We start from the raw sequence: 24,963 nt of genomic DNA, 5'->3' as shown, positions 1-24,963 counted from the left end.
AGGAGTTTTTTCGTGAATAAATCAATTAAATCAACAGCTTTTGCACTACTTGCTACTTTATCTATGGGTCTATCTACTAACGCATTCGCGCACAAAGTAGGTATCGTTGATATGCAAGAAATCTACAAGCAAATCCCACAAATGGCGAAAGTAGAGCAAACTTTAGAAGCTGAATTCTCAGAGCGTCGTCAAGAACTAGAAAAACTTCAAGGTGATATCCGTTTTGAAGCTGAAAAGTTCAAGCGTGAAGCAACAACGATGAGCGATAAGCAAAAAGAAGAATTACGTACTAAGATTCAAGGTATGCAGCAGCAACTTGCTGAAAAAGGTCGTCCTTTAGAGCAAGAAATCAAAATGCGTCAAAACCAAGAACTAGCTAAAGTTCAAAAGCTAATCTTAGATGCAATCGAAGAAGTAGCGAAAGCTGGCAAATTCGATGAAGTTAAAGTTAAAGAAACAACGATTTATGTTAACCCTAAAACTGTCGATGACTTATCAAGCAAAGTTGTTGAAAAAGTAAGTAAGCAATAGAAATCATATATGCAAAACTACACGCTTTCGCAGATAGCGGATCTTCTGGGCGCCGAGCTTCAAGGTGACGGCGCCACAGAGATTAAAAAAATATCTACACTTGCAAATGCCCAACATGGGCATATTGCATTTTTAGCGAACAAGAAATATCGCTCGCAATTAGAAGATACTCAAGCAAGTGCGGTGATTTTATCACCAGCAGATGCTGAGTACTTTTCGGGTAATAAGCTCATTGTTGCTAATCCTTATGTTTGTTACGCCAAACTTGCTCAGCTAATGGATACCACACCGCGCTCAGCAGTGACGGGTATTCACCCAAGTGCAGTCATTCACGATTCAGCCTCTATTGGCGATAATGTCGCGATCGCCGCCAATGTGGTGATCGAAGCGGGCGCTGTAATTGCAAACGATGTGCAGATTGGCCCAGGCTGTTTTATTGGTGAGCACGCAAAAATTGGCCAAGGCACTAAGCTTTGGGCAAATGTAAGCGTTTACCATGAAGTAGAGATTGGCAGCGACTGTTTATTCCAAGCCAATACGGTAGTGGGCAGTGATGGTTTTGGTTACGCTAACGAGCGTGGCGAATGGGTGAAAATACCGCAACTTGGCCGAGTAATCATCGGTGATAAGGTTGAGGTAGGCGCGTCTACTACGATTGACCGTGGTGCGCTAGACGATACTATCATCCATAGTAATGTAATTATCGATAATCAATGTCAAATAGCGCATAATGTCGAGATCGGTTCGGGTACAGCGGTTGCTGGTTGTACGGTATTTGCTGGCAGCACAGTGATCGGTAGGAATTGTCAGATTGGCGGTATGGTTGCAATTAATGGTCACATTAGCGTATGCGATGGTGCTATAATCACCGGCATGAGTATGGTGACTAAGGCAATCACAGAACCTGGAATTTATTCTTCAGGCTTGCCACATCTAACCAACAAAGAATGGCGACGTAGTATTGCCCATATCCGTAACCTTGGCGATATGAAAGACCGCATTAAAGCACTTGAGTCACTGACTAAGTCACTCAATATTGAAGACAAATAAGGATGCTATTTTGGCAAATGAATTAAATAGTCTTGATATCCAGGATATCTTGAGTTTACTTCCGCATCGTTACCCGATGCTACTTGTTGACCGTGTACTTGATTACACGCCAGGCGAGTCGTTACATGCGATTAAAAATGTAACAGTGAACGAACCTATTTTTACGGGTCATTTTCCTAATCAACCTATCTTTCCAGGTGTGTTGATTTTAGAAGCAATGGCTCAAGCAACTGGCTTACTTGGTTTTAAGACAGTTGAAAATCGTAGCGATAACGAACTATATTTATTCGCAGCGATCGACAATGCGCGATTCAAACAGCCGGTATTACCTGGCGATACTATGCATTTGCATGTAGAGTTTGTAAAAGAGCGCCGCAATATATGGAAATTTGCAGCAGAAGCAAAAGTTGACGGCAAAGTAGTGTGTACTGCCGAAATCATGTGTGCGAGAAGAGAGTTTTAATAGTGATCCATCCTACGGCGATAATCGAACCAGGTGCAAAACTTGGAAATAACGTATCAGTTGGCCCTTACAGCTATATCGGTAACGATGTAACTATTGGTGATAACTGTATCATCGAATCTCATGTGGTTGTAAAAGGCCCATCGACGATTGGTTCTGGTAACCATATTTTCCAATTTGCTTCGGTCGGTGAAGCTTGCCAAGACAAAAAGTATGCGAATGAGCCAACGACTCTGATCATTGGTGACAACAACGTGATCCGTGAGTGTGCGACAATTCACCGTGGTACGATTCAAGACCAAGGTGTAACAAAAATTGGTAGCAACAACTTATTTATGGCTTACACACACGTTGCACATGATGCAGTTGTGGGCGATAACGTTATTTTTGCTAACAATGCCTCTGTAGCTGGCCACGTACACGTAGGTGACTGGGTGATCCTTGCAGGTAATTCAGGTGTTCACCAGTTCTGTAAAATTGGTTCACATGCCTTTGTAGGTATGTACTCAGGCGTTAATAAAGATGTACCGCCATTTGTAACTACTATTGGTACACCGGCAGGCCCTGTAGCAATCAATACTGAAGGCATGAAACGCCGTGGCTTTGAAAGCGATGAAATCATGGCAACACGCCGTGCATATAAAACGCTTTATCGTAAGAGCTTAGGTGTTGAAGAAGCAATCGCTGTGCTAAGTGAAGATGCTGCGAAGTACCCAGCTGTTCAGCTGATGATAGACTTCGTGAAAAGCTCAGAGCGCGGAATTATTCGCTAATCATAAGCGAACTTCTATAAAAGCCACCGTAAGGTGGCTTTTTTGTTTTTATACTCATTCGCTTAATTAGGTAACTTGATATAGTTCAGGTTTTGCTAAGTCAGTGCTTGCTATCTTCACGACAAAAAAGGATCTAGTAATATGAATAAACTCATCATTTTTGCATTGTTAAGCTTAATTATAAGTGGTTGTAGTAGTGTGCCTTCGGTATCTAGAGGAGCAATAGAAAAAGGCAAAGCCAGTTATTACGCTGATAAATATCATGGCCGAACGACAGCAAGTGGTGAGGTGTTTAATCAACAGGCATTGAGCGCGGCTCATCAAACGCTTGGCTTTGGCAGCAGAGTAAAAGTTACTAATATTGGTAACAATAAAAGCGTGATTGTTACCATTAATGACCGGGGCCCATTTATCCGCGGTCGTATTATCGACTTATCAAAAAAGGCGTTTTCACAAATTGCCTCAGTCAAGCAAGGTGTGATTGACGTCACCGTTGAGCAGCTCGATTAAAAACGGGTAATAAGCTCTACGTAGTCGGCTTCATTAGCCATTAATTCAGCATGACTTGCAAGGGCTCTTACTTGTCCTTGCTCTAACCAAATAACTTTATCAACTCGACTTAGCATTGCTGGGTCGTGAGTAATGGTCAGCATGGTTTTATCTGCCCATATTTTCTCAAGTGTAGTCAGCAAGTTTTGCTTAGTGTGATTATCTAGGCTCTCTGTTGGTTCATCAAGAATGATTAAATTACCTTGCCTTAATAGAGCTTGGGCAATGGCAATACGACGTGACTGACCATGAGAAAGCTTTCTGCCTGCTGTTCCTAAGCGGGTATTAAGGCCTGCTTTTAAGTTCTTAAGCCAAGAGCCAAGTTCAGCTTGTTCACAGGCTTCAATAAGCATTTCATCTGTCGCATCAAAAGCTGCATAGCGAAGATTTTCACGTAGCGTGCCATCAAAAATATGATGCTGCTGGGCAACTATCGTTAGCTGCTTAAAGCGTGTTGCAGTGCTCAAGCTTTCAAGTTCAAAGTTATCTTGCTTGGTGGTGAGCTTTAATGAGCCTGATTGCAGCGGCCAAAGGCCCGTGAGTAAGTTAACTAGAGTGGTTTTGCCACTGCCACTGGCACCGACTAGAGCAACTTTACTGCCGGGTGTAATCGCAAAATTGATATTGCTAAGGGCTTTACTTTTTGCCCCCAAGTATTGGTAATTGATCTCGCTTAGCTCAAGACCAAGCCCTGGTTTGTCAGCTAATTGGTTTGCTAGCTGATCATCTAAGTTGTTTGGCTTTTCGGCTAAGCTGCTGTGTTTATCTTCAAGATCAAACAGTCGCTTTGCGGCACTTAAAGTAAGCGGCAATTCAATAAATGCCGTAGGCAGGGTGAGTACGGTTTCAAAGCTTGCTAATACAAATAACGCGAGCATCGCCAGTTCAACGTTTTTCATAGTCCCCATTGCAACCAGTGGAATTATCATAAATACACTGGCCAGCATGGTGAGTTGGATCACCAAAGTGTTTAAGCCATTACTATTTGCCACGGCTTTGTGGCGATTATAGAGCTGGTTGTTGTATTGTTTACTGAGTGAATCACAATGCGCTAATTGCGCCGCCTGTGCTTGATAGACAGCAAGCTCTCTTGCACCTGATAGTGTATCGGCAAGTTCAGCTCTTAACTCGGCTGAAAGTTGGGTTTCGGTATCCGCTTGTTGGTGAAGCTTATGGCTTAACAATGTGGGAAGCAGCACGCCAATAATCATCAGTGAAGTAAAGCAAACTAATGCAACCTCAGCGTTATACATGGCCATGAAGGCCATTACTATAGGAATGCTGATCAAGGCGACAATAATCGGCAGCAGCACATTGAGGTAGAATTTATCCAGCGCATCTACATCATTCTGTAGCCGGTTAAATAAATCGCTACTACGACTCATTGCTAAGTCAACATTGTTCAGTTGGCTCAGAGTCTTGAACATGTTTACGCGAATTTCGCTCAGCAATAAAAAGGTAGCATTATGAGTTATCATCCGCTCACCGTAACGAGACGCTGTGCGCACGATAGCTAAAAAGCGGATCACTCCAGCTGGGGTAAAGTAATTCATCTGCACACCCGCAATGCCCGCCGCTGCCATAGCTGCTAAAAACCACCCAGATATAGCGAGCAAGCCCACATTAGCGAGAACCGTTAAGCTTGCTAAAAAAGCCCCTAAAAGCAACATGCCAGTATGAGGTTTGCACAGTTTTAATAGACGTATAAAGTTATGCATGGGCGTCACCTTGGCTTACCAGTTTAGCAAAAAGGCCAGCTTGCTCAGTCAGTTGCTGGTACTGACCAGATTCAACAATGTGACCTTGTTGCATAACGTAAATCTTATCGGCGTGTTTAACCGTATTCAGTCGGTGAGCAATAACTAGCACTAAGTGATCTTTTGCATACTCGCGGATCGCTTGATTGATTAAATGCTCGGTTTGGCTGTCTAAGTGAGCGGTAGGCTCATCTAACATCAGCACTGGGGCATTCTTCAAAAATGCACGAGCAAGGGCTATGCGCTGTTTTTGCCCACCAGAGAGGCCTTCTCCTTGTTCACCGAGCAAGCTATCAAAGCCATCAGGTAGTGCAGTAATAAACTCAAGTGCGCCAGCTTTACTTGCTGCTTCATCGAGCTCTGCTTGGCTTGCATCTGGTTTTGCTAATCGTAGGTTCTCTGCAACGGTCCGATAAAATAACGTGGCTTGCTGTGGGATCCATGCCAGCTGTGCTTGCCAATCAGCTAATACCGTATCACTCAGTGGTTGCCCGTTAATGCTAATGGCACTATTAGCCTGATGATGAAAGCCTAATAGGCAATCAAACAAGGTACTTTTACCCGAACCACTTTCACCCACAAAGGCAATTAAGCCTGTGCTTGGCAGGGTTAAGTTGATATCAGTTACCCCTTCGTTTGTTTCTGGGTAATGAAAGGTAAGCGCATTCAGCTGTATATCTTTTATCGGTAACTCAAGTTTAGATGTACCCAAATGTTCATCAGCGTCGCTTTGATTGATTATGTCGACCATATCAGCAGCGGCACTGATCCCTTCAAGTTTTGCATGATAGTGAGTGCCCATTTGTCGAAGTGGTAAGTAAAACTCAGGAGCTAGTAGTAACACCACAAATCCAGTGGCAAAATCGAGCGTACCAAAAAACAATCTAAAGCCAATGATTACAGCAACAAGGGCAACACTAATGGTGGCTAAAAACTCAAGGGCGAAAGACGATAAAAAGGCGACTTTCAATACACCCATAGTAGCACCGCGGTAATCATCAGAAATCTGACTGATGCTATTTAGCTCACGCTTGGTTGCATTAAAGAGCTTGAGTTGAGTCAGTCCTTGTAATCGGTCAAAAAAGTAATTACCAAGTACCGCCAGTTGTTGCCAACGTTCTTGGTTTAATTGCTCAGCTTTATGGCCCACTAATATCATGAAAAAGGGGATAAGTGGGGCTGTTAAAAGGAAGATGAGGCCTGCTTTGTAATCGGTTGGAAAAATCACCACCAATATCGCTAATGGAATAAGCGCGCTATAAGCCACACTCGGAATGTAGTTTGCGTAATATTGATGCAGTGCTTCCACCCCATTATGTAAGGTGTTAAGTGTTGCGCCGTGACCTTTTTGTTCACTGTAGGCTGGCCCAAGTTTGCTGAGCTTTTCTAGCAGTGTATTACGCATCACGTTTTTTATCTTTAACGCGGCGAGGTTACTAACCCGTTCACTTAGCGCAACCAACAAAGCACGAACTAAAATTAGCCCTGCCAGCGGCCATAATAATGGGCTTACGGCTTGCAAGTTTGCTTGTTCAAACATGACTTGATGAGCCGCGTTTGCAAGAAGATAACAAGAGGCAATCATTAATAGGGCGTTGAGTGTGCCCAGACTAATGCTTAATTTAAGAAGCCCTGAAGCGGACTGGCTATACTGCTTTAAAAAAGCGCGCAGCGTTTGCTGCTGCGCGCGATTTGGTCGGGGTTTAGTTGTCATCGGTGTTTTTGAGTCTCGCGTACAGCTCTAGCTCATCATCAGCAATCGAATCTTTATGTTGGTGAAATTCGTACCACATTACGTTGATCACCCCAAGTGTACAGGCTAATAGAACACCTAAAATCCAGGCAAAATACCACATATTTAAATCTCCTTAATAGCTACCGTGAGTGTTGTTTTCAATTTCACTAATCGTTACTTTGCGCCACATCTTCACATAACACCATGTTGTGTAGATAAGAATAAGTGGTACAAAAATAACCGCAGCGATAAACATCACGTTAAGTGTCATATGGCTCGAAACCGCATCCCACATAGTTAAACTAATATTTGGGTTGTTGCTCGAAGGCATCACAAACGGGAACATTGACATACCCGCTGTTAAAATCACGCCTGCGAGCATTAAGCTTGACGCTATCAGGGCCATTGCTGGTTTTTGTAATTTAGATAATACAATTGCCAGTGCCGCCATCACGAATGCAAGGGCAGGAAACAGCATGGTTAATGGCATTTTTGTATAGTTATCAAGCCATGCACCCGGTGCCTGTGTTACTGTTTTAGCCAACGGGTTTGCAAAGCCTTGGGTATCGCCCATGCTAACGATTTTATAACCGTCTATTTGCGATACCCACACACCTGCTAAGGCAAACAGCACAATAAACGCCATCAGTGCATATTGACCATATTGTGCTGAGCGTTTAGCAACCTCTGCATCAGTACGAAGTTGTAACCACATACCTGCGTGACCAACCAGCATTAGTACACTCACTAGGCCAACAACAATGGCAAATGGGTTTAATAACGCAAAGAATGAACCTTGATAACTGACACGCAGTAGGTCGTCGATATGATAAGGCACGCCCAGTAATAAGTTACCAAATGCCACACCAAATACTAAAGCAGGAATAAAGCTGCCAGCAAATAGGCCCCAATCCCAGTTATTACGCCAACGTGGTGAATCTATTTTTGAGCGATAATCAAAACCAAGCGGTCTGAAAAATAACGCAAATAACACCAGCATCATAGCAAAGTAAAAGCCAGAGAAAGCGGCCGCGTATACCATAGGCCAAGCTGCAAACAGTGCACCCCCAGCGGTGATGAACCAAACTTGGTTACCATCCCAGTGAGCGCCAATGGTGTTAATAACTGTACGGCGTTCAACATCGGTTTTACCAACTAGGCGAAGCAAAATTGCCACACCCATGTCCATACCATCGGTCACTGCAAAGCCAATCAGTAAGACACCAATTAACAGCCACCAGATTAGTTTTAGTGTTTCGTAATCAAAAATCATGACTGAGCTCCTTGGCTTGCAAGTGAATCCGCTTTAGCAAGTTCATGGTGATATTTACCGGTATGAAGTGAGCTTGGGCCTTGTTTAATAAAGCGCAGCATCAGCCAGCCTTCAACCGCAGCAAGACCTGTATAGAAAACTAAGAAACCAGTAATACTAATCAATAAGTCATTCACCGTGAGTGACGAGGTTGCCAAGAAGGTCGGTAAAATTTCCGAAATTGCCCACGGTTGGCGGCCGTACTCCGCAACAATCCAACCAAACTCAATGGCAATCCAAGGCAGAGGAATACTCCATACCGCAGCCCATAATAACCAGCGCTTTTGTTCAATAATGCGGTGTGCGTTGTAATAAAATGCGAGGACGAATACACCAAGCATGATCACGCCACAGCCAACCATGATTCTAAATGACCAGAACATAGGGCCGACTTGAGGGATTGAGTCTTTCACTGCTTTTTGAATGTGCTCTTCTGTTGCATCTACCACGTTAGGGGTGTAGCGCTTAAGTAGCAAACCATAGCCAAGGTCGTCTTTTAAGGTATCGAACTTTGCAATGTTTTCTGGGGTGTCTTCACCACCGCGAAGCTTTTCTAAGTATTCGTATGCAATCATACCGTTACGAATACGTTCTTCGTGCTGCTCTTCAAGGTCTTTAATACCTGTTACTTGCTCGTCAATAGAGCGAGTAGCAATGATGCCAAGTGCATAAGGGATTTTTACAGCGGCGTGGGTGACTTGTTCTTCTGAGTCAGGAATACCAACTAAAGTAAATGCGGCAGGGGCTTCTTCGGTATGCCACTCAGCTTCAATAGTTGCGAGTTTGACTTTTTGCACTTCGCCAACTTCGTATCCAGATTCATCACCAAGTAAAATAACACAAAGAATAGACGCTAAACCAAACCCTGAAGCAACCGAGAACGAACGCTTAGCAAAAGCAAGGTCGCGACCTTTTAAGATGTACCAGCTACTAATACCAAGTACAAACATAGATGCTGCAACATAACCTGCTGATACGGTATGAATAAACTTAACTTGTGCAACAGGGTTAAATACCAATTCAGCAAAGCTAGTCATTTCCATGCGCATGGTTTGGTAGTTAAATTCAGCACCGACTGGGTTTTGCATCCAACCATTTGCTACTAAAATCCATAACGCAGATAAGTTAGTACCTAGTGCCATTAAGAAGGTAGCACCTAGATGCTGACGTTTACTCAAACGCTCCCAGCCTAAAAAGAACATACCGACAAAGGTTGATTCTAAGAAGAAAGCCATTAAGCCTTCAATCGCTAGCGGTGCGCCAAATATATCGCCCACATAGTGAGAGTAATAAGACCAGTTGGTACCAAACTCAAACTCCATGGTTAGACCTGTCGCCACACCAATCGCAAAGTTAATACCAAACAACTTACCCCAGAACTTAGTCATATCACGATAAATTTCGCGACCTGTCATCACGTAAACGGATTCCATGATCACTAAAATCCACGTCATACCTAAGGTAAGGGGTACAAATAGGAAGTGAAATAGGGCAGTGATTGCAAATTGCAATCGCGATAGATCCACAAATGTTTCATCTATCATTGTTTAGCTCCTTGTTAGCGGGTGCGGTAGACACGACAAATATTGATTATGAAGTTTCAGTAATTATTGAAACTTTGTGAATATTAAACCTGTATTCATTTTAGTCAATAGGAAAATACGAAATAAAGATGAATAAGTCCTGCTCACCTTTTCTACAGATTAGAGATAAAGCTCTAAAGTTTCAAATATTTAATCGTTATAAAAAGCCGTTTTGCTATGGCTTATTTTATTCTCTTTTAAGCTCTTTTTAGATAGTAGCTAGTAAACCTGCAGGCTATCCGCGCAAATAGATGCTCAACCAATGAGCAAGTAGGCAGGCTAATTTCGATTTCTAGTATTTATTAACTCTGTGACATTTATCCGACTGCTAAAACACGGTAAACTCGTTTTTATTAGTGCCAAAAGTTGCGAATTATCAACGAATGAAAGAACAAACAAAGCCGTTACGTATTGCCTTGGTGGCAGGTGAGTTATCAGGAGATATTTTAGGTGAAGGGCTAGTAAAAGCACTTAAACGCCGTTTTCCGGATGCCATATTTGAAGGGATTGCAGGCCCGCGTATGCAAGCGGCTGGCTGTAAAACATTATTCGATATGGACGAATTATCTGTAATGGGCCTAGTTGAAGTACTTGGCCGATTACCGCGCCTACTAAAAATACGCAAACAATTGGTGCAGCATTTTATCGACAACCCACCAGATGTATTTATTGGTATCGATGCCCCTGACTTTAACTTACGTGTCGAAAAGCCGCTAAAAGAGGCGGGTATTAAAACAGTACAATATGTTAGCCCATCAGTGTGGGCGTGGCGCGAAAAACGTATTCATAAAATCAGTGCCGCCACTAATTTAGTGCTGGCACTTTTACCGTTCGAAAAAGCCTTTTACGATAAGCACGATGTACCTTGTACCTTTGTGGGTCATACTCTGGCTGATGATATTGCCCTTGAGCACGACCAAACCGAGGCTCGTAACCAACTAGGTTTAGCACAAACTGATAAAGTACTTGCGTTACTACCAGGTAGTCGTGGTTCTGAAGTAGGGCTTTTAAGCGAAACCTACATTGAAACAGCGGCTAAACTGCAAGCGCAAAACCCTGACCTTAAAATTGTGGTGCCGTTAGTCAATGAAAAACGAAAAGCACAGTTTTGTGAAATTTTAGAAAAAACAGCCCCTGATCTAAAACTGCAATTATTGGATGGTCAGTCAAATCTTGCAATGCAAGCCGCTGATGCCATTTTACTTGCCTCAGGAACCGCAACGCTTGAAGGTATGCTGTACAAAAAGCCGATGGTTGTGGGTTATAAAATTAAGCCACTGAGTTACTGGATTTTCAAAACCTTATTCACTTTTAACATTAAGTATTTCTCGTTGCCTAATTTATTAGCCGATGAAGAACTCGTTCCAGAATACTTACAAACTGAATGTAATGTTGAAAACCTATCAGCAGCGTTAACACCTATGTTGAATACCGATAACAGCGAACTTAAAGCGCGCTTTTTAGCCATACATAAAGACATTAGATTAAATGCCAATGAACAAGCTGCAGCAGCAGTCGCGGAGTTACTAAATGCAAATTGAACGACCGAATGTTAATTATATTGCTGGTGTAGATGAAGTTGGCCGTGGTCCATTAGTGGGTGATGTTGTTACCGCAGCGGTAATACTTGACCCAAATAAGCCTATTGCAGGGTTAGCAGATTCTAAAAAGTTATCAGACAAAAAACGTCAATTATTAGCGGCAGAAATAAAAGAAAAAGCCCTGTGCTATGCTATTGGTCGTTGTAGTCCAAGCGAGATTGATGAGTTAAATATTTTGCATGCCACCATGCTCGCGATGAGCCGAGCGGTTGAAGGCTTAAGCGTAAAGCCTGAGTTTGTTTTTATTGATGGTAACCGAGTGCCTAGCCAATTAACTGTGCCAGCACAGGCGGTAGTAAAAGGCGATAGCCTAGTTGAAGAGATTTCAGCGGCATCTATTTTAGCGAAAGTTGCTCGTGACGAAGAAATGATTGAGCTTGATAAGCGTTACCCTGACTATGGTTTTGCAGGCCATAAAGGCTATCCAACTAAGGCACACTTTGCAGCACTTGAACAATACGGTGCTATTGCAGAGCATCGTAAAAGCTTTAAACCTGTTCAGCGCATTTTGGCGTTAAAAGGAGAGCAACTGTAATGCCTGCGCCACAATTTGTTCACTTACGTGTTCACTCAGATTTCTCAATGGTGGATGGCCTAGCTAAAACTAAGCCAATTGTCGCTAAAGCAGAAGAGCTGCAAATGCCTGCGTTGGCTATCACCGATCAGATGAACTTATGTGGTTTGGTGCGTTTTTATGGCGCTGCCCATGGCGCTGGTATTAAGCCTATTGTCGGCGCAGACTTTTGGTTAAGAAGCCCTGAATTTGAAGATGAACCTAGCCGAATTACCATCTTAGCGAAAGATAACGAAGGTTATAAAAACCTTACTTTATTGATCTCTAAAGCGTACCAGCGTGGACATCTATTTCACCGGCCGGTGGTTGACCGTGAATGGCTGGTGGAGCACAAAAATGGCCTGATTTTATTATCTGGCGCTAAAGATGGCGACTTAGGTAAAGCCCTATTAAAGGGTAACCCTGGGCTTATTGAATCGGTCGTTAGCTTTTATAAGCAACATTTTAGCGATCATTATTACATTGAGCTTATTCGTACGGAACGTGCGTTAGAAGAAGACTATTTACACTTAGCTGTTGAGCTTGCTACAAAAGAGCAGTTACCTGTAGTGGCAACTAACGAAGTGGTGTTTTTAAAACCAGAAAACTTTGAAGCCCATGAAATCCGCGTGGCAATCCATGACGGTTACACCTTAGAAGATAAACGTAGACCAAAACGTTTTTCTGAGCAGCAATATCTTAAAACAGCAGAGCAAATGGCTGAGCTATTTAGCGATATTCCTGAAGCGTTAGAAAACACCGTTGAAATTGCTAAGCGTTGTAATGTGACCGTACAATTAGGAACTTACTTCTTACCTGATTACCCAACCGGTTCGCTGAAAATTGAAGACTTCTTGGTTAAGGTCTCTGAAGATGGTCTTGAAGAACGTTTACAGTTTTTATTCCCAGATGAGCAAGAGCGTAAAGAAAAACGTGGTGAGTATGATGAGCGTCTGAAAATAGAGCTCGACGTAATCAACCAAATGGGTTTCCCAGGTTACTTCTTGATCGTAATGGAGTTCATTCAGTGGAGTAAAGATAACAATATTCCGGTAGGTCCAGGGCGTGGTTCTGGTGCCGGTTCATTGGTTGCTTATGCACTGAAGATCACCGACCTCGATCCACTCGAATTTGACTTACTATTCGAACGTTTCTTGAACCCAGAACGTATCTCAATGCCCGATTTCGACGTCGACTTCTGTATGGATAGGCGCGATGAGGTAATTGACCACGTAGCGGCGCTTTATGGCCGTGACGCGGTATCTCAGATCATTACCTTTGGTACCATGGCTGCAAAAGCGGTTATCCGTGACGTAGGCCGTGTACTTGGTCACCCTTACGGCTTTGTTGATCGTATTTCTAAACTAGTACCGGGCGATCCGGGCATGACCCTGGCTAAAGCGTTTGATGTTGAGCCTCGTTTACAAGAAGCCTACGACGGTGATGAAGAGGTCAAAGAGCTTATTGATATGTGTCGCATCCTCGAAGGCTGTACACGTAACGCCGGTAAGCACGCTGGTGGTGTTGTAATATCACCAACCACTATCACTGACTTTGCGGCCCTTTATTGTGATGATGAAGGTAAATTCCCGGTAACGCAATTTGATAAAAACGACGTTGAGACAGCAGGCTTAGTAAAGTTTGACTTCTTAGGTCTTAGAACACTTACCATCTTGCAGTGGGCACTTGATATGACTAACGAGCGCTTAGCTCGTGAGGGTAAAGAGCCGGTTGATATCAACGCTATTCCACTTGATGATAAGCCAAGTATTGAGTTACTGCTACGCGCCGAAACCACCGCGGTATTCCAGCTCGAATCTCGTGGTATGAAAGACCTTATTCGTCGTCTAAAGCCCGACTGCTTCGAGGATATGATCGCACTGGTAGCACTATTTCGCCCCGGTCCATTGCAATCAGGCATGGTAGATAACTTTATCGACCGTAAGCATGGCCGCGAAGAGTTATCTTATCCAGATGTGCAGTGGCAACACGATAGCTTGATACCCATTCTAGAACCGACTTACGGTATCATTCTTTATCAAGAACAGGTAATGCAGATTGCGCAGGTACTGGCTGGTTATACGCTAGGTGGCGCTGACATGCTGCGTCGTGCGATGGGTAAGAAAAAGCCAGAGGAGATGGCAAAGCAACGTTCAACCTTCGAAGAAGGAGCTGTTAATAACGGAGTTGACGGCGAACTTGCAATGAAAATCTTCGACTTGGTAGAGAAGTTCGCAGGTTATGGTTTTAACAAATCTCACTCAGCTGCTTATGCCTTAGTATCGTACCAAACGTTGTGGATGAAAACCCACTACCCAGCAGAGTTTATGGCTGCGGTAATGTCGGCGGATATGGATAACACCGATAAAATTGTTACCTTGGTAGATGAATGTGAAAACATGAAACTGACCTTGTTACCGCCGGATGTAAATGCCGGTGAGTACAAGTTTACGGTTAATCTACAAGGTGAAATTGTTTACGGTATCGGTGCCATTAAAGGGGTTGGTGAGGCGCCTGTTGAAGCTATTTTAGAAGCCCGTAGCGAAGGTGGCCCGTTTAAGGACTTATTTGATTTTTGTGCCCGTGTTGACTTAAAGCGTTTAAACAAGCGAGTTGTTGAAAAGCTTATTTATGCCGGAGCGCTCGATCAACTTGGCCCAGACAAAACACAGCCTGGCCGTGCAACCTTATTAGCAAGTTTAAAAGATGCCATGCGAGCAGCCGATCAGCATCATAAGGCTGAGTCATTAGGGCAGGCAGATTTATTTGGATTACTTGCCACAGAGCCAGATGAAGTTGAACAAGCATTTATCAAAGCCACAGATTTAACCGACAATGAGTGGCTAGATGGTGAGAAAGAAACTTTAGGGCTGTATTTAACTGGCCACCCAATTAATCAGTATCGTAAAGAGTTAAAGCATTATACATCAGGAAGGCTGGTTGATTTACAACCCACTAACCGCGATGTGCAGTCAACGGCTGCAGGCTTAGTGATTTCTGCCCGTACCTTAATAAACAAAAAGGGAAATCGATGGGGTCTTGTAACTTTAGATGACAAGAGTGCCCGTATTGATGTACGCTTATTCCCAGAACAGTTTGAAATGTACCAAGATTTGCTGCAAGTAAACAATATCTTGGTAATATCTGGACAGGTCAGCTTTGATAACTTCTCTGGTGGCATTACAATGACCGCTAGAGACATATGCACCATCGCTGAGGCGCGAGAAAAACGTATAAAAGCGATTAAAATGACCTTGAATATGGTGCAGATCGAGGCGAACTTCTTCGATAATTTACAAAAAGTACTGGAACCTTATAAGTTTGGTACTTGTCCTATTAAAGTATTCTATCAACGTCCGGATGCGTTGGCTGAGATTACCTTAGGAACCGAATGGTGTGTTACGCCGAGTGATGACTTAATTCATAAGTTATCGCTGATGGCGGCGCAAGATGTAGAACTAGAATTTAATTAATTAGGTAGTTTAGAGCATGAGCCTCAATTATCTTGATTTTGAGCTTCCAATCGCAGAATTAGAAGCAAAAATTGAAGAATTACAAAATGTAAGCCGCGCTGGCGAATTAGACCTTGGATTAGAAGAGGAAGTCAGTCGATTAAAAGAGAAAAGTGCTGAAATGAAAGAGAAAATTTTCTCTGAATTAGGTGCTTGGCAGGTTTCTCAGTTAGCCCGTCATCCGTTGCGTCCTTATACTCGTGATTACATCGAGCGCATTTTCACGGAATTTGACGAACTAGCAGGCGACCGTACTTTTGCTAACGACCCAGCTATTTTAGGTGGTGTTGCACGTTTTGAAGGTCAACCAGTGATGGTTATTGGCCAACAAAAAGGGCGTGACACGGCTGAAAAAATTAAACGCAACTTTGGTATGCCAAAGCCAGAAGGTTACCGTAAAGCATTACGCTTAATGGAAATGGCTGAGCGTTTCAAAATGCCAATCATGACATTTATCGACACTCCAGGTGCATACCCAGGTGTTGGCGCTGAAGAGCGTGGTCAAAGTGAAGCAATTGCGCGTAACCTTAAAGTTATGGCCGCGTTAAAAGTACCAACTATCTGTACTGTTATCGGTGAAGGTGGTTCTGGTGGTGCATTAGCAATTGGTGTGGGCGACCGCGTTAACATGTTGCAATACAGCACTTACTCTGTAATTTCACCAGAAGGTTGTGCATCAATCTTATGGAAAAGTGCAGACAAGGCACCATTAGCTGCAGAAGCTATGGGTGTAACAGCTGCACGTGTTAAAGAGCTTGATTTAATCAACAACGTAATTGATGAGCCACTTGGTGGCGCACATCGTAATTACGATGCGATGGCGCGTAACCTTAAAAACCAACTTAAGCGTGACCTAGCTGACTTACAAGGCCTTTCACTAGATGAAATGCTTGATCAGCGTTACAAACGTTTAATGTCGTTTGGCTATTGCTAAACACAGCTTAAAATTGAAAAAAGCCGCTTTTGCGGCTTTTTTTGTTTTATAATGCCGATAACAAAGACGCTTGTATACTCATTGGTTTTAAATGCAAACATCAGATTTATACCACCATTTTTTAGCACAATTGCAGCCTTTGCTGAACGCTCAGCAAAGTAGCTTTAGCGTTGCCTTATCTGGCGGTGTTGATTCTGTTGTATTGTTACATTTAATGAAGCAAGCTCAACAGCAACACTCAGGACTTAAACTTGAAGCTGTGTATGTTAATCATGGTTTGAGCAAGTATGCTGATGAGTGGCAAGGGTTTTGCCAATCGCTGTGTGAAGAGCTCGATGTCGCATTTAAAGCGGTGCATGTTGAAATTTATGAGCGTTCGCGTACATCACTTGAGGCACAAGCAAGAGAGGCTCGGTACCAAGCACTCGACGAAAACTGTATACCAAGTAGTGTAATACTGCTTGGTCAGCACTTAAATGATCAACTTGAGACCTTCTTACTTCGTCTAAAGCGTGGTTCTGGCTTGCAAGGCTTAGCATCAATGCCACAAACGCGATTGTTAGCGTCTGGGCGTGTATGTTTTAGACCGCTGATTAATATCACTCGTGAGCAAATTGAACAATTTGCCAGTGAATTTGCTATTACCCATGTCACCGATGACTCAAATATTGATGAACGCTTTGACCGTAATTTTTTACGTCATCAGGTTATGCCGATTTTAACGGAGCGTTTTCAAGGGTTTGAAAAAAGTGCAGCGCGCAGTATTCGGCTGTTACAAAAGCAGCAATCGCTGCTCGATGAATATACTCAAAACGACCTTACACACTGCCAAAATTCACAGGGTGGTTTAAGCTGCGAGGCAATAGCGGGGTTTAGTAAGCCCAGACAAGCAAACCTTGTACGTGCGTGGCTGAATCAGTTTACCCATCAACTACCTTCAGAGAATCAGCTACAGCAAATTATTGAACAAGGCTTAACAGCAAAAGCCGATGCCCAGTTAAAAATTTGTTTGCAAAGCGGCGATGTTCGTCGGCATCAGCAACATTGGTACTTTGTAAAAGAGCAGGCAATACCTGAGGCGATGGATATAACTTTGCAAAGCGTTGAACTGACAGATGGCCGAAAACTAATAGTGAAAGCGGGCAAGGGTATTAGAAAACCAAAGCCAGATGAGCAAGTAAGGGTTGAATTTAATAAGCCACAAGCGCGTATAAAACCGTTGCATAAACCTGGCAAAAATACTTTAAAGCATTGGTTTAAAGATGCCAAAGTAGCTCCTTGGTTACGTGCGCAGACACCACTTATTTTTTATAACGATCAACTTGTGCAGGTAGTTGGCTACTTTATTAGTGAGCAGCACAGTGTTGAAGATGGAATTCTTTGGGAGACAATCTATGAGTGAACAACCACATGTTGGTTTATCACTAGTTAATAAGGCACCACTTGGCTTTGCGTTGTCGGTGCTAGTGGCTGTAATTGCTGGTTTTGCTTATGCAGAGCTGACAATAAATACACTTTTTTATGCACTAGCTGGCGGCTTAGTTTGCTCATTATTGCTGCTAGGTTACTGGTCAGGCAAAGGCGGTATTTTCTTTATTCTGGGCGTTCTTACGCCGCTGGCTTTAGTGATGGTATCGCCCCTTACCACCATGGCTGCCTTGCTTTACTTATTAAGCGGCTTCTTCGCTGGTTTTTGGTTAGTATTACTTGGTTATAAATTTATAAACAAAAAAGCCTAGCGGGGGATGCTAGGCTTTTACTCAATTAGTAAGCTCTTGCGCAGTTTCTTCCTGCAGCTTTTGCCTTATAAAGACCTTTGTCAGCACGGGCAAACACTTCGTTTTCGCAGTCTTGGTTATTGGCGAGTGTATAACCAATGCTTGATGTTACATCATATTGAGCCATCAACCCTGAGCTAGCAACCAAACTCATAATGCGATCAGCAATCACTTTATTAGTGGTAAATTCAGGGTCGTCGATTAATAATGCAAATTCATCTCCACCAAAGCGGAAAATAGAGTCAGTGCCGCGCACACTAGTGCGTAATACATTAGCAAATTCTTGCAGTACATCATCGCCAATTTTATGACCAAAGTTATCGTTAACTTGTTTAAAGTTATCTAAATCAAGCAGCATTAAACTAAATGGACGATGCTGACGGCGGCAACGTTCTAGCTTTTGTGCCAAGCTGTCATTAAATTGACTACGATTATTTAAGCCTGTTAAAGCATCTTTAGTCGCTAAACGTAATACGCGGGTATACATAAGCGCATTACGTAATGGGTAAACGAGTGCTGTATGAAGCTGCTTTAATTTTGCTTCAATCGCTTTACCCATAGGGAACTGGCTAAAATAAATTAACTGCCCTAAGCGTTCACTTTCGATATCTAAATCAAAAGAGTACGGTGTTTGACTGGTATCGCTGCCAGCACTTTGTGACACTCCGAGTGCAGATTGGAACTGTAATCCAGATAAATTGATCAGTTGTTTTGCGTGTTCGGCAAAAATTGTCAAAATTTCTTCGATTGATAACGTAGTTTGTAACCTTGCGACCAAATCGTGTGGACTATTTGTTTCATTTATTCGGTAATGCTCTGCCGAAAACGGCAGAAACTCGCCTCGCGCAGACACCCGCTGCGTCAAAATATGGACATTTTCCATGATAATTCTCCCCCCGGAGTGTTTAGATACTCATACTTAGCGAGATTTGTGCCACATTTTTAAACTGGCTGAAAAACAGATGGTTGCTATATTTAAGGTAGGGTACAGCTTTATCATCAAGTAGAAGGGAGTTTATTGCTTGCAAAATGTGCTGATTCAAGTGTTTGGCTTGCTCGTCGCTGCCGTATTATTTGTTTGGTTCTTCAAACGAATTGGTTTACCACCTATTCTTGCTTATCTTGCCACCGGCGTGTTGGCGGGGAGTCATGGTATTGGCTGGATGGCGCAAAGCCACGAAATGCACTTTGTTGCCGAACTCGGCATTGTATTTTTACTGTTTAGTTTAGGGCTTGAGTTTTCGTTGCCGCGTTTAATGGCAATGCGCAATATTGTTTTTGGCCTTGGCTCCTTGCAGGTCGTGGTGACCAGCATTGTATTTATGCTGATTTTACTGCTGTTAGAGCACAGCCTTTTAAATAGTTTTACCATCGCCAGTTTAATGGCGCTATCTTCAACGGCGGTGGTGGTTAAGTTACTTAAAGAGTCTGGAGATTTAAACCAGCGCCGCGGCCAGTTGGCAATAGGGGTGTTGCTATTTCAAGATATTGCTGTTGTCCCTCTACTCATTGTTTACCCTTTACTAGCACAAAGTGGCTCTGAAGAAATTGCTGGAGCATTGGCTTTTGCACTCACTAAAGGCGCTTTAGTGTGTATTTTATTGTTCGGCATAGGTAAATGGATTTTGCCTAAAGTGTTTAGTGAAATAGCGCTGGTAAGAACCGATGAGCTATTTATGCTAACAACTTTATTGGTTGCCTTGTTTGCCGCAGGCCTGACTTACCTATTTGGTTTATCGATGGCGTTAGGCGCCTTTTTAGCTGGTATGATGTTAGGTGAGAGTCATTATCGTCACCAACTAGAAGCCGATATTCGGCCGTTTCGCGATATATTGATGGGGCTCTTTTTTGTTACCGTCGGTATGCAGCTAGATGTGCTTTATGTACTTAATAGCTGGTACTGGATCATCGCGGTATTAATTGGCTTATTGCTATTTAAAATTGCGGTGCTCGCGATTTCCGCTCAAGTGATGGGGGAGCGTAAGCAAGATGCGGTATCGGCGGGTATTATGCTTTGGCAAATGGGAGAATTTGGCTTTGTGTTAATTGCACTTGCTTCGCAGCATTTGCTGATAAGCTCAGAGCAAGCTTCGTTTTTAATTGCAGTTGGCGTGCTTTCAATGGCGCTAACGCCTTACCTTATTGAAAAAACACCGCTTATTCTTAAAAAACTTGGCCTTTTAAGCCATGCAGGGCAGTATTGGCAGCAGCCTGCGACAAGTAGCCCTTTGTATCAAAATCATATTGTGATCTGTGGCTTTTCTCGTGTTGGGCAAACCGTTGCGCGTTTTTTAAAACCGGAAGCTATTGAATACGTCGCGGTTGAAAGTAACCCTATCTTATTGCAAGAAGCAAAAGCGGCTGGTGAGCCAGTTATTTTTGGCCATGTAAATCAAAAAGATATTTTAAAATCAGCGGGTGTAGAGCGGGCAAGGCTAGTCATTATTACTTTTACTGATTTTGAGCAAACACAAATTGTTGTTGATGCCATCAAGCAAATAGCTCCTGACGTGAAAATACTGGTACGGATGCGCGATGATACCGAAATGGAAACGCTTAAAGAACTCGGTGTTACTGAGGTAGTGCCTGAAACACTCGAAGCAAGCCTAATGTTAGTTTCGCATGTGCTTTATATGTCTGGCGTGCCGATGACACGGATCATACGCCGAGTAAGTAAAGAGCGGCGTAATCGTTATAAGTTTTTAAATGGCTTTTTCACTGGCGATAAACTCGATGGCGAAGAGGCAAGTTCAGATAGGCTTGAGTATTTACATGTTATAGCTCTGCCAGAACACGCTTATGCGGTTAATCAGAAAATTAGTGAGCTTAAACTTGAGCAGCGCCGTGTGTCGGTTAGAGCGCTGCGCCGACAAGACCGAGAAATTGACGCACCTTCATCACAAACTATTTTATTGGCAGGTGATATTTTAGTGTTACAAGGCAAGCCTCGCCGAGTAGAGCGGGTAGAGAGGTTTTTACTCGACGGTATGGAGTAGCTATTAGCTACTCCAGTTCTAAGAATTTACGAATTTCAGGTAGCTTTTTAAGGCCATCTTGGTAGCCAATTTCAATAAGCTTTTGGGTATAACGTTTTTCAAACAGTAAGTAGCTCGTTAAACTCGATTGCGAACGTTTCTTCACGCCTATCATGCGTAGTAACAGTTTGATTGCCATAGGCATGTCATCATAAAACTGAGCTGCGATTGCATTAAAGTTTTGCGATGGGTTGATCACGCAAGTTTCGATTTGTTTTAACTCTTGGTGTTTGTCGCGGGCAGGCAAAAGGCTCAAAGTACGGTTAATACGCTGTAAGCGCTCTAAATCAGACTGTAGCGTGTCGGTAAATACGCTATCGAGTAAGTGACCTGCAATATTAGAAAGGCCCGGGTAATGAGGCTGGTAACCCGGTGGGTGCAATTCTTTTGGCTCATCAACACCAATAATAAAGATTTTTTCAGCACCTAAGTGAACCGAAGGACTCAGTGGCGAAAGTTGGTGAATAGAGCCGTCGCCAAAATAGTGGTTATAAACATTCACGCTCGGGAACACCATCGGAATAGCGCTCGATGCCATTAAGTGCTCAACATTAATGCGGGTTGCTTGCCCTTCACGCTTTGCTCTGCGCCACGGTTTTTGTGTCAGTGACTGAAAAAATGCGACAGAGTCACCAGTTGTATAGCTCGAAGCAGTAATCGACACTGCATCTAGGTAGTTTTTATGTAAATTTCGTTCGATACGCGATAAATCGAGTATTTCGTGCAACAGTTTTCTCAGCGGTTTATTATTCAGCAAACTCGCAGGTGGGTGATTTATATGTTCAGATTGAAAACTCGTAAGCATGTTGCGAGTAATATGCAAAAACACACTTAAAAAATCGCTTTTATAAACCTGAGAAGTCGAAAAATTCTTCCACACCCATTCGAGTTTTTTGCATGCTAAATGCGCACACGATGCATAACATGCTAACGCTGCGGAATTAATTGCGCCAGCTGATGTCCCATTAATAATAGTAAAGGGCAGTGGGGCTGTACGAGGCATGCTTTGCGTTATCGCTTTAAGCACACCAACTTGATAAGCCGCTCGCGCGCCACCACCTGTTAGTAATAAAGCGATTTTAGAGTGTTGTGTTTTTTTTAACTTACTGCTCATGGTTGCATTTAAATAGTTGTGCGTCTTTACTTTATTTATCAACTGTAAGTCTTTAAGCTAGAAGAAGCAAAGATTAGCTCAAGGCTAAATGGTTTTTTCGTATTTTTATCTGTTTTATTTTTAAGGGAGTGTCTATGTCAGAGCATTCGTCAGAGCCTGAAGTACAAAAGGGTTCATCAAATAACAACCTGATTTTTGCGGTGGTTGTGCTTATTCTTGTTGCTGGTGTGGCAGCGTTTATTTTATTGAAGCCTGAAGATAAACCAGTGCAAGTTGTTGAAGACATTGTTGCAGAAGAAGCGCCAGTTGTTGAGTATCAAGAGCCTGAACCAGAACCTGAAGTGACAGAGCCTGAGCCAGAACCAGTTGTAGTCGATACTGCTCCAGAGCGCACTCCAGAGCCAGTTCCAGAAGTCGAGCCACTACCAACGTTAAATGAAAGCGATGAAGTGGTTGTTGCTCGTATGGATGAGTTACTAAGTGACCAAGTGATGAGCTTAATGGTGACCGATGACCTTATTCGTCGTGGTGTTGTGTATGTTGATAACATCGCAAAAGGTAAAGTGGCATTAAGCCATGCACCTGTTGAGCGTCCTAAAGAGTCGTTTAAAGTTATTGAGGGCGACATTTTAACAATCGACCCAAATAGCTATGAGCGCTATACGCCATACGTAAAACTATTTACTAGCCTAAGCGCTGCTCAAGTTATTCGTATGTATGATGAATACAAACCACTTATCAACGAAGCTTATGCAGAAATTGGCTACGAAGGTGATGCATTCACAGGCACGCTAGAAGAGGCTATTGACGTACTGCTTGATACGCCAGAGCCAAAAGGTGATATGCCACTTGTTCGCAACTCAGTCACTTATCAATATGCATACTCTGAGTGGGAAAACCTACCTGATGCGCAAAAACAATTACTGCGTATGGGCCCAGAAAATATGAAAAAAGTGAAAGCTGCATTACTCAACATTAAAGCTGAACTTGAAAAGTAAGCGATAACCCCCTTAATGACAGTGCGATTGTATACCAAGTATGCAATCGCACTTTCTTTTTCGAATACCCCTTGAATAACAGGCTAAAAGTAGAGATAATCCCTCCCGCGCCAAACAAGGCCCTCAATGGTAGTCTTATTGGTCCTCTCGCAACACTAGCAGGTGAACCTGGTCAGGCCCGGAAGGGAGCAGCCACAGCGTGTGACGTGTGTGCCGAGATGCGGCTGGTAAGACTGCCACCCAAAATCTTCTTTGGGTGACTTTCCTCATATAAATTCCGTTTTAAAGCTTTCTTTAGAAACAATCTTTTATTCTTCTATTAATCTAATTTAACTTTAAGCTTATTTATTTTCTAAGTTATCAAGACATCCAATTTAGAGTTAATTAGACACCCACATTAAAAATGTGAACTTCGTTTTTATGTACATAATTGATTTGAAGGAGACACAGCTGGTGAGGTACAGGTTACAAAAATTAAAAAGACACCCACTTTAGGCTACTTTAGTAGATTTTTAATAGCTGACTTTAAATAAGGCTACCCAGTCGTTCTAAATTAATTTACTAAATTTATTTATAAATCGAATGTTCTTTTTACATGATGCTGTAGTTATTCTCTGACTAGTGCCAGATTTCGGGCAAGCTTAGTCCAAATGCAAGGCTACTCTAAATATTTTCGAGTTTCGGTTTAGGCAAATAGTGCTCGACTAGTGCTAATAGAGCTTCTTCGTTTTCGTTTCATGTGATTTGTATAAGCAGATATAGCCTGTTCTTTACCAGCCGTATTTTTAAATGAGCGTGTAAATGAGGTTGTGAGTGTAAGCCAGTTGTCAGTACAAATGTTTAATCTTTCAAGTATTGGTAAAGCATCTTCTGGGATTTTCCCTGGCTTATCTTGTCGTATTGAACGGCCTGTCCAATCTACAAGTTGCAGATATGTCTTGAGTTCAAATGGTAGTCCCTTAGGCATATGTTTACGAGGTTTACCTGCAAAGCGCATAAGTGATTTCGGTTGCTTATTATTTTGAGCTGCATTAATTCTAGATTTAATACTGGTATAGTCAGATTCTTCTGGTAAATCGGCCGCTTTTGCTCTAACAGGATTTAAATCTACATAAGCGAGGCAAGCGGCAAGTGCTGCTTCATCAAGTAAAGCTTGTGATTTAAAGCGACCTTCCCAAAATCGTCCTTTACATTCATCCTCTAGGTTCGCTTTTCGTGCAATACCCTCGTTAAGAACTCGCATAAACCAACTAATGCTGCTGAGCCTTTCTCTATATAAACTTACTCTGGTATTAACCGCAGAAAGCTCTGTTTGTGTTAGCAATTCGCCATTTAAGAATCGTTGGCATAGGAATGTACTTTTGAATAATTTGTGCCACCTAATTAGAATCGCTTTATTATTTAGACGCTTAGCTTTTGCTATATTGATGTGTAGGACTAGATGAGTGTGATTACTCATAACCGCGTAGGCACAAATATCAATACAAAATATCCGGCCAAGTTGAAGTAGTTTGTTTTCAACCCAACCCCGCCTATGTTCATATGAACGACCCGTCAGTGGATCTTTTCCGCACAAATAAGCGCGACGAACGCAGCGTGAAATACAATGGTAGTAAGGCGTGTTTGAAACGCTAATTAAGTTTCTACGTGGGGTTGCCATGCTCTTCTCCTCCATGAGTTGAACA

General features: G+C 42.7%; 21 protein-coding genes and 1 other RNA gene. 14 read left to right on the top strand and 8 right to left on the bottom strand.

Features of this window, described 5'->3' with window-relative positions; genetic code table 11:
* The first annotated feature begins 12 nt into the window (after positions 1-12).
* The 5 genes from WA256_RS02920 (at position 13) to WA256_RS02900 (ending at position 3,327) form a co-directional block, all read left to right on the top strand.
* Entirely contained in the window at positions 13-531 is a 519-nt protein-coding gene (locus WA256_RS02920) for an OmpH family outer membrane protein (protein WP_054553115.1), read from the top strand.
* 9 nt (positions 532-540) lie between these two features.
* The gene (gene lpxD / locus WA256_RS02915; protein ID WP_062566887.1) at positions 541-1,581 is read left to right on the top strand and encodes a UDP-3-O-(3-hydroxymyristoyl)glucosamine N-acyltransferase; all 1,041 of its coding nucleotides are present in this window, start codon (positions 541-543) and stop codon (positions 1,579-1,581) included.
* 10 nt (positions 1,582-1,591) lie between these two features.
* The gene (gene fabZ / locus WA256_RS02910) at positions 1,592-2,044 is read left to right on the top strand and encodes a 3-hydroxyacyl-ACP dehydratase FabZ (protein ID WP_054562040.1); all 453 of its coding nucleotides are present in this window, start codon (positions 1,592-1,594) and stop codon (positions 2,042-2,044) included.
* A gap of 2 nt (positions 2,045-2,046) precedes the next feature.
* Entirely contained in the window at positions 2,047-2,817 is a 771-nt protein-coding gene (lpxA, locus tag WA256_RS02905) for an acyl-ACP--UDP-N-acetylglucosamine O-acyltransferase (protein ID WP_335988915.1), read from the top strand.
* Positions 2,818-2,958: 141 nt separating this feature from the next.
* Positions 2,959-3,327 (top strand): septal ring lytic transglycosylase RlpA family protein, encoded by a 369-nt coding sequence (locus WA256_RS02900; RefSeq protein ID WP_335988913.1) that lies wholly within the window; start codon positions 2,959-2,961, stop codon positions 3,325-3,327.
* Here WA256_RS02900 and cydC read toward each other — a convergent pair.
* Genes cydC through WA256_RS02875 form a run of 5 tightly spaced genes read right to left on the bottom strand, consistent with a single transcriptional unit; the run spans position 3,324 to position 9,714 of the window.
* The gene (gene cydC / locus WA256_RS02895; protein WP_335988911.1) at positions 3,324-5,084 is read right to left on the bottom strand and encodes a thiol reductant ABC exporter subunit CydC; all 1,761 of its coding nucleotides are present in this window, start codon (positions 5,082-5,084) and stop codon (positions 3,324-3,326) included. The genes WA256_RS02900 and cydC overlap by 4 nt on opposite strands.
* Positions 5,077-6,837: a thiol reductant ABC exporter subunit CydD gene (gene cydD / locus WA256_RS02890; protein ID WP_335988909.1), complete on the bottom strand. Its 1,761-nt coding sequence runs from the start codon at positions 6,835-6,837 to the stop codon at positions 5,077-5,079. Before cydD ends, cydC begins: the two co-directional genes overlap by 8 nt.
* Positions 6,827-6,979, bottom strand: coding sequence for a cytochrome bd-I oxidase subunit CydX (cydX, locus tag WA256_RS02885; RefSeq protein WP_054553108.1), 153 nt, complete (start codon positions 6,977-6,979; stop codon positions 6,827-6,829). Before cydX ends, cydD begins: the two co-directional genes overlap by 11 nt.
* Before the next feature lie 12 nt (positions 6,980-6,991).
* Positions 6,992-8,131, bottom strand: a complete 1,140-nt coding sequence (cydB, locus tag WA256_RS02880; RefSeq protein WP_063530294.1) for a cytochrome d ubiquinol oxidase subunit II — start codon at positions 8,129-8,131, stop codon at positions 6,992-6,994.
* Complete coding sequence (locus WA256_RS02875) at positions 8,128-9,714, bottom strand: cytochrome ubiquinol oxidase subunit I (protein ID WP_252948671.1); 1,587 nt, start codon at positions 9,712-9,714, stop codon at positions 8,128-8,130. The genes cydB and WA256_RS02875 overlap by 4 nt, the downstream gene beginning before the upstream one ends.
* A 422-nt stretch (positions 9,715-10,136) precedes the next feature.
* Here WA256_RS02875 and lpxB point away from each other — a divergent pair, with 422 nt between their 5' ends.
* From lpxB to WA256_RS02845, 6 genes are all read left to right on the top strand, one after another.
* The gene (gene lpxB / locus WA256_RS02870) at positions 10,137-11,294 is read left to right on the top strand and encodes a lipid-A-disaccharide synthase (RefSeq protein ID WP_130166722.1); all 1,158 of its coding nucleotides are present in this window, start codon (positions 10,137-10,139) and stop codon (positions 11,292-11,294) included.
* Positions 11,284-11,889, top strand: coding sequence for a ribonuclease HII (rnhB, locus tag WA256_RS02865; protein ID WP_054562034.1), 606 nt, complete (start codon positions 11,284-11,286; stop codon positions 11,887-11,889). Before lpxB ends, rnhB begins: the two co-directional genes overlap by 11 nt.
* A complete protein-coding gene (gene dnaE / locus WA256_RS02860) occupies positions 11,889-15,380 on the top strand; it encodes a DNA polymerase III subunit alpha (RefSeq protein WP_062566893.1) in 3,492 nt (1,163 codons plus the stop codon). The genes rnhB and dnaE overlap by 1 nt, the downstream gene beginning before the upstream one ends.
* Positions 15,381-15,396: 16 nt before the next feature.
* Complete coding sequence (gene accA, locus WA256_RS02855; protein WP_054553102.1) at positions 15,397-16,353, top strand: acetyl-CoA carboxylase carboxyl transferase subunit alpha; 957 nt, start codon at positions 15,397-15,399, stop codon at positions 16,351-16,353.
* A 91-nt stretch (positions 16,354-16,444) separates the two neighbouring features.
* Positions 16,445-17,755 carry a tRNA lysidine(34) synthetase TilS gene (gene tilS / locus WA256_RS02850; protein ID WP_335988900.1) on the top strand — a complete coding sequence of 437 codons (1,311 nt, stop codon included), beginning with the start codon at positions 16,445-16,447 and terminating at the stop codon, positions 17,753-17,755.
* Positions 17,748-18,092, top strand: coding sequence for a hypothetical protein (locus WA256_RS02845; RefSeq protein ID WP_062566895.1), 345 nt, complete (start codon positions 17,748-17,750; stop codon positions 18,090-18,092). Before tilS ends, WA256_RS02845 begins: the two co-directional genes overlap by 8 nt.
* 25 nt (positions 18,093-18,117) lie before the next feature.
* Here WA256_RS02845 and WA256_RS02840 read toward each other — a convergent pair whose 3' ends face one another.
* Positions 18,118-19,014, bottom strand: a complete 897-nt coding sequence (locus WA256_RS02840) for a GGDEF domain-containing protein (protein WP_054562029.1) — start codon at positions 19,012-19,014, stop codon at positions 18,118-18,120.
* 139 nt (positions 19,015-19,153) lie between these two features.
* Between WA256_RS02840 and WA256_RS02835 the strand changes: the two genes are divergently transcribed.
* Positions 19,154-21,127 carry a monovalent cation:proton antiporter family protein gene (locus WA256_RS02835; RefSeq protein ID WP_062566896.1) on the top strand — a complete coding sequence of 658 codons (1,974 nt, stop codon included), beginning with the start codon at positions 19,154-19,156 and terminating at the stop codon, positions 21,125-21,127.
* A gap of 7 nt (positions 21,128-21,134) precedes the next feature.
* Here WA256_RS02835 and WA256_RS02830 read toward each other — a convergent pair whose 3' ends face one another.
* Positions 21,135-22,280, bottom strand: coding sequence for a patatin-like phospholipase family protein (locus tag WA256_RS02830; protein ID WP_054562027.1), 1,146 nt, complete (start codon positions 22,278-22,280; stop codon positions 21,135-21,137).
* Positions 22,281-22,414: 134 nt separating this feature from the next.
* Here WA256_RS02830 and WA256_RS02825 point away from each other — a divergent pair, with 134 nt between their 5' ends.
* Together WA256_RS02825 and ffs are read left to right on the top strand one after the other, a co-directional pair.
* Entirely contained in the window at positions 22,415-23,278 is an 864-nt protein-coding gene (locus WA256_RS02825; RefSeq protein WP_063528892.1) for a DUF3014 domain-containing protein, read from the top strand.
* 136 nt (positions 23,279-23,414) lie between these two features.
* An RNA gene (ffs, locus tag WA256_RS02820) (signal recognition particle sRNA small type) lies at positions 23,415-23,511 on the top strand.
* 452 nt (positions 23,512-23,963) lie between these two features.
* On the opposite strand, the gene WA256_RS02815 is transcribed toward ffs, so the two are convergent.
* The gene (locus tag WA256_RS02815) at positions 23,964-24,938 is read right to left on the bottom strand and encodes a transposase (protein ID WP_335988892.1); all 975 of its coding nucleotides are present in this window, start codon (positions 24,936-24,938) and stop codon (positions 23,964-23,966) included.
* Between the last annotated feature and the right edge of the window lie 25 nt (positions 24,939-24,963).

Source organism: Pseudoalteromonas sp. CH_XMU1449-3 (assembly GCF_037027245.1).
GTDB classification, from domain to species: Bacteria; Pseudomonadota; Gammaproteobacteria; order Enterobacterales; family Alteromonadaceae; genus Pseudoalteromonas; species Pseudoalteromonas shioyasakiensis.
The sequence above is the reverse complement of the archived record's forward strand: the minus strand, read 5'-3'. Positions and strand labels throughout refer to the sequence as shown.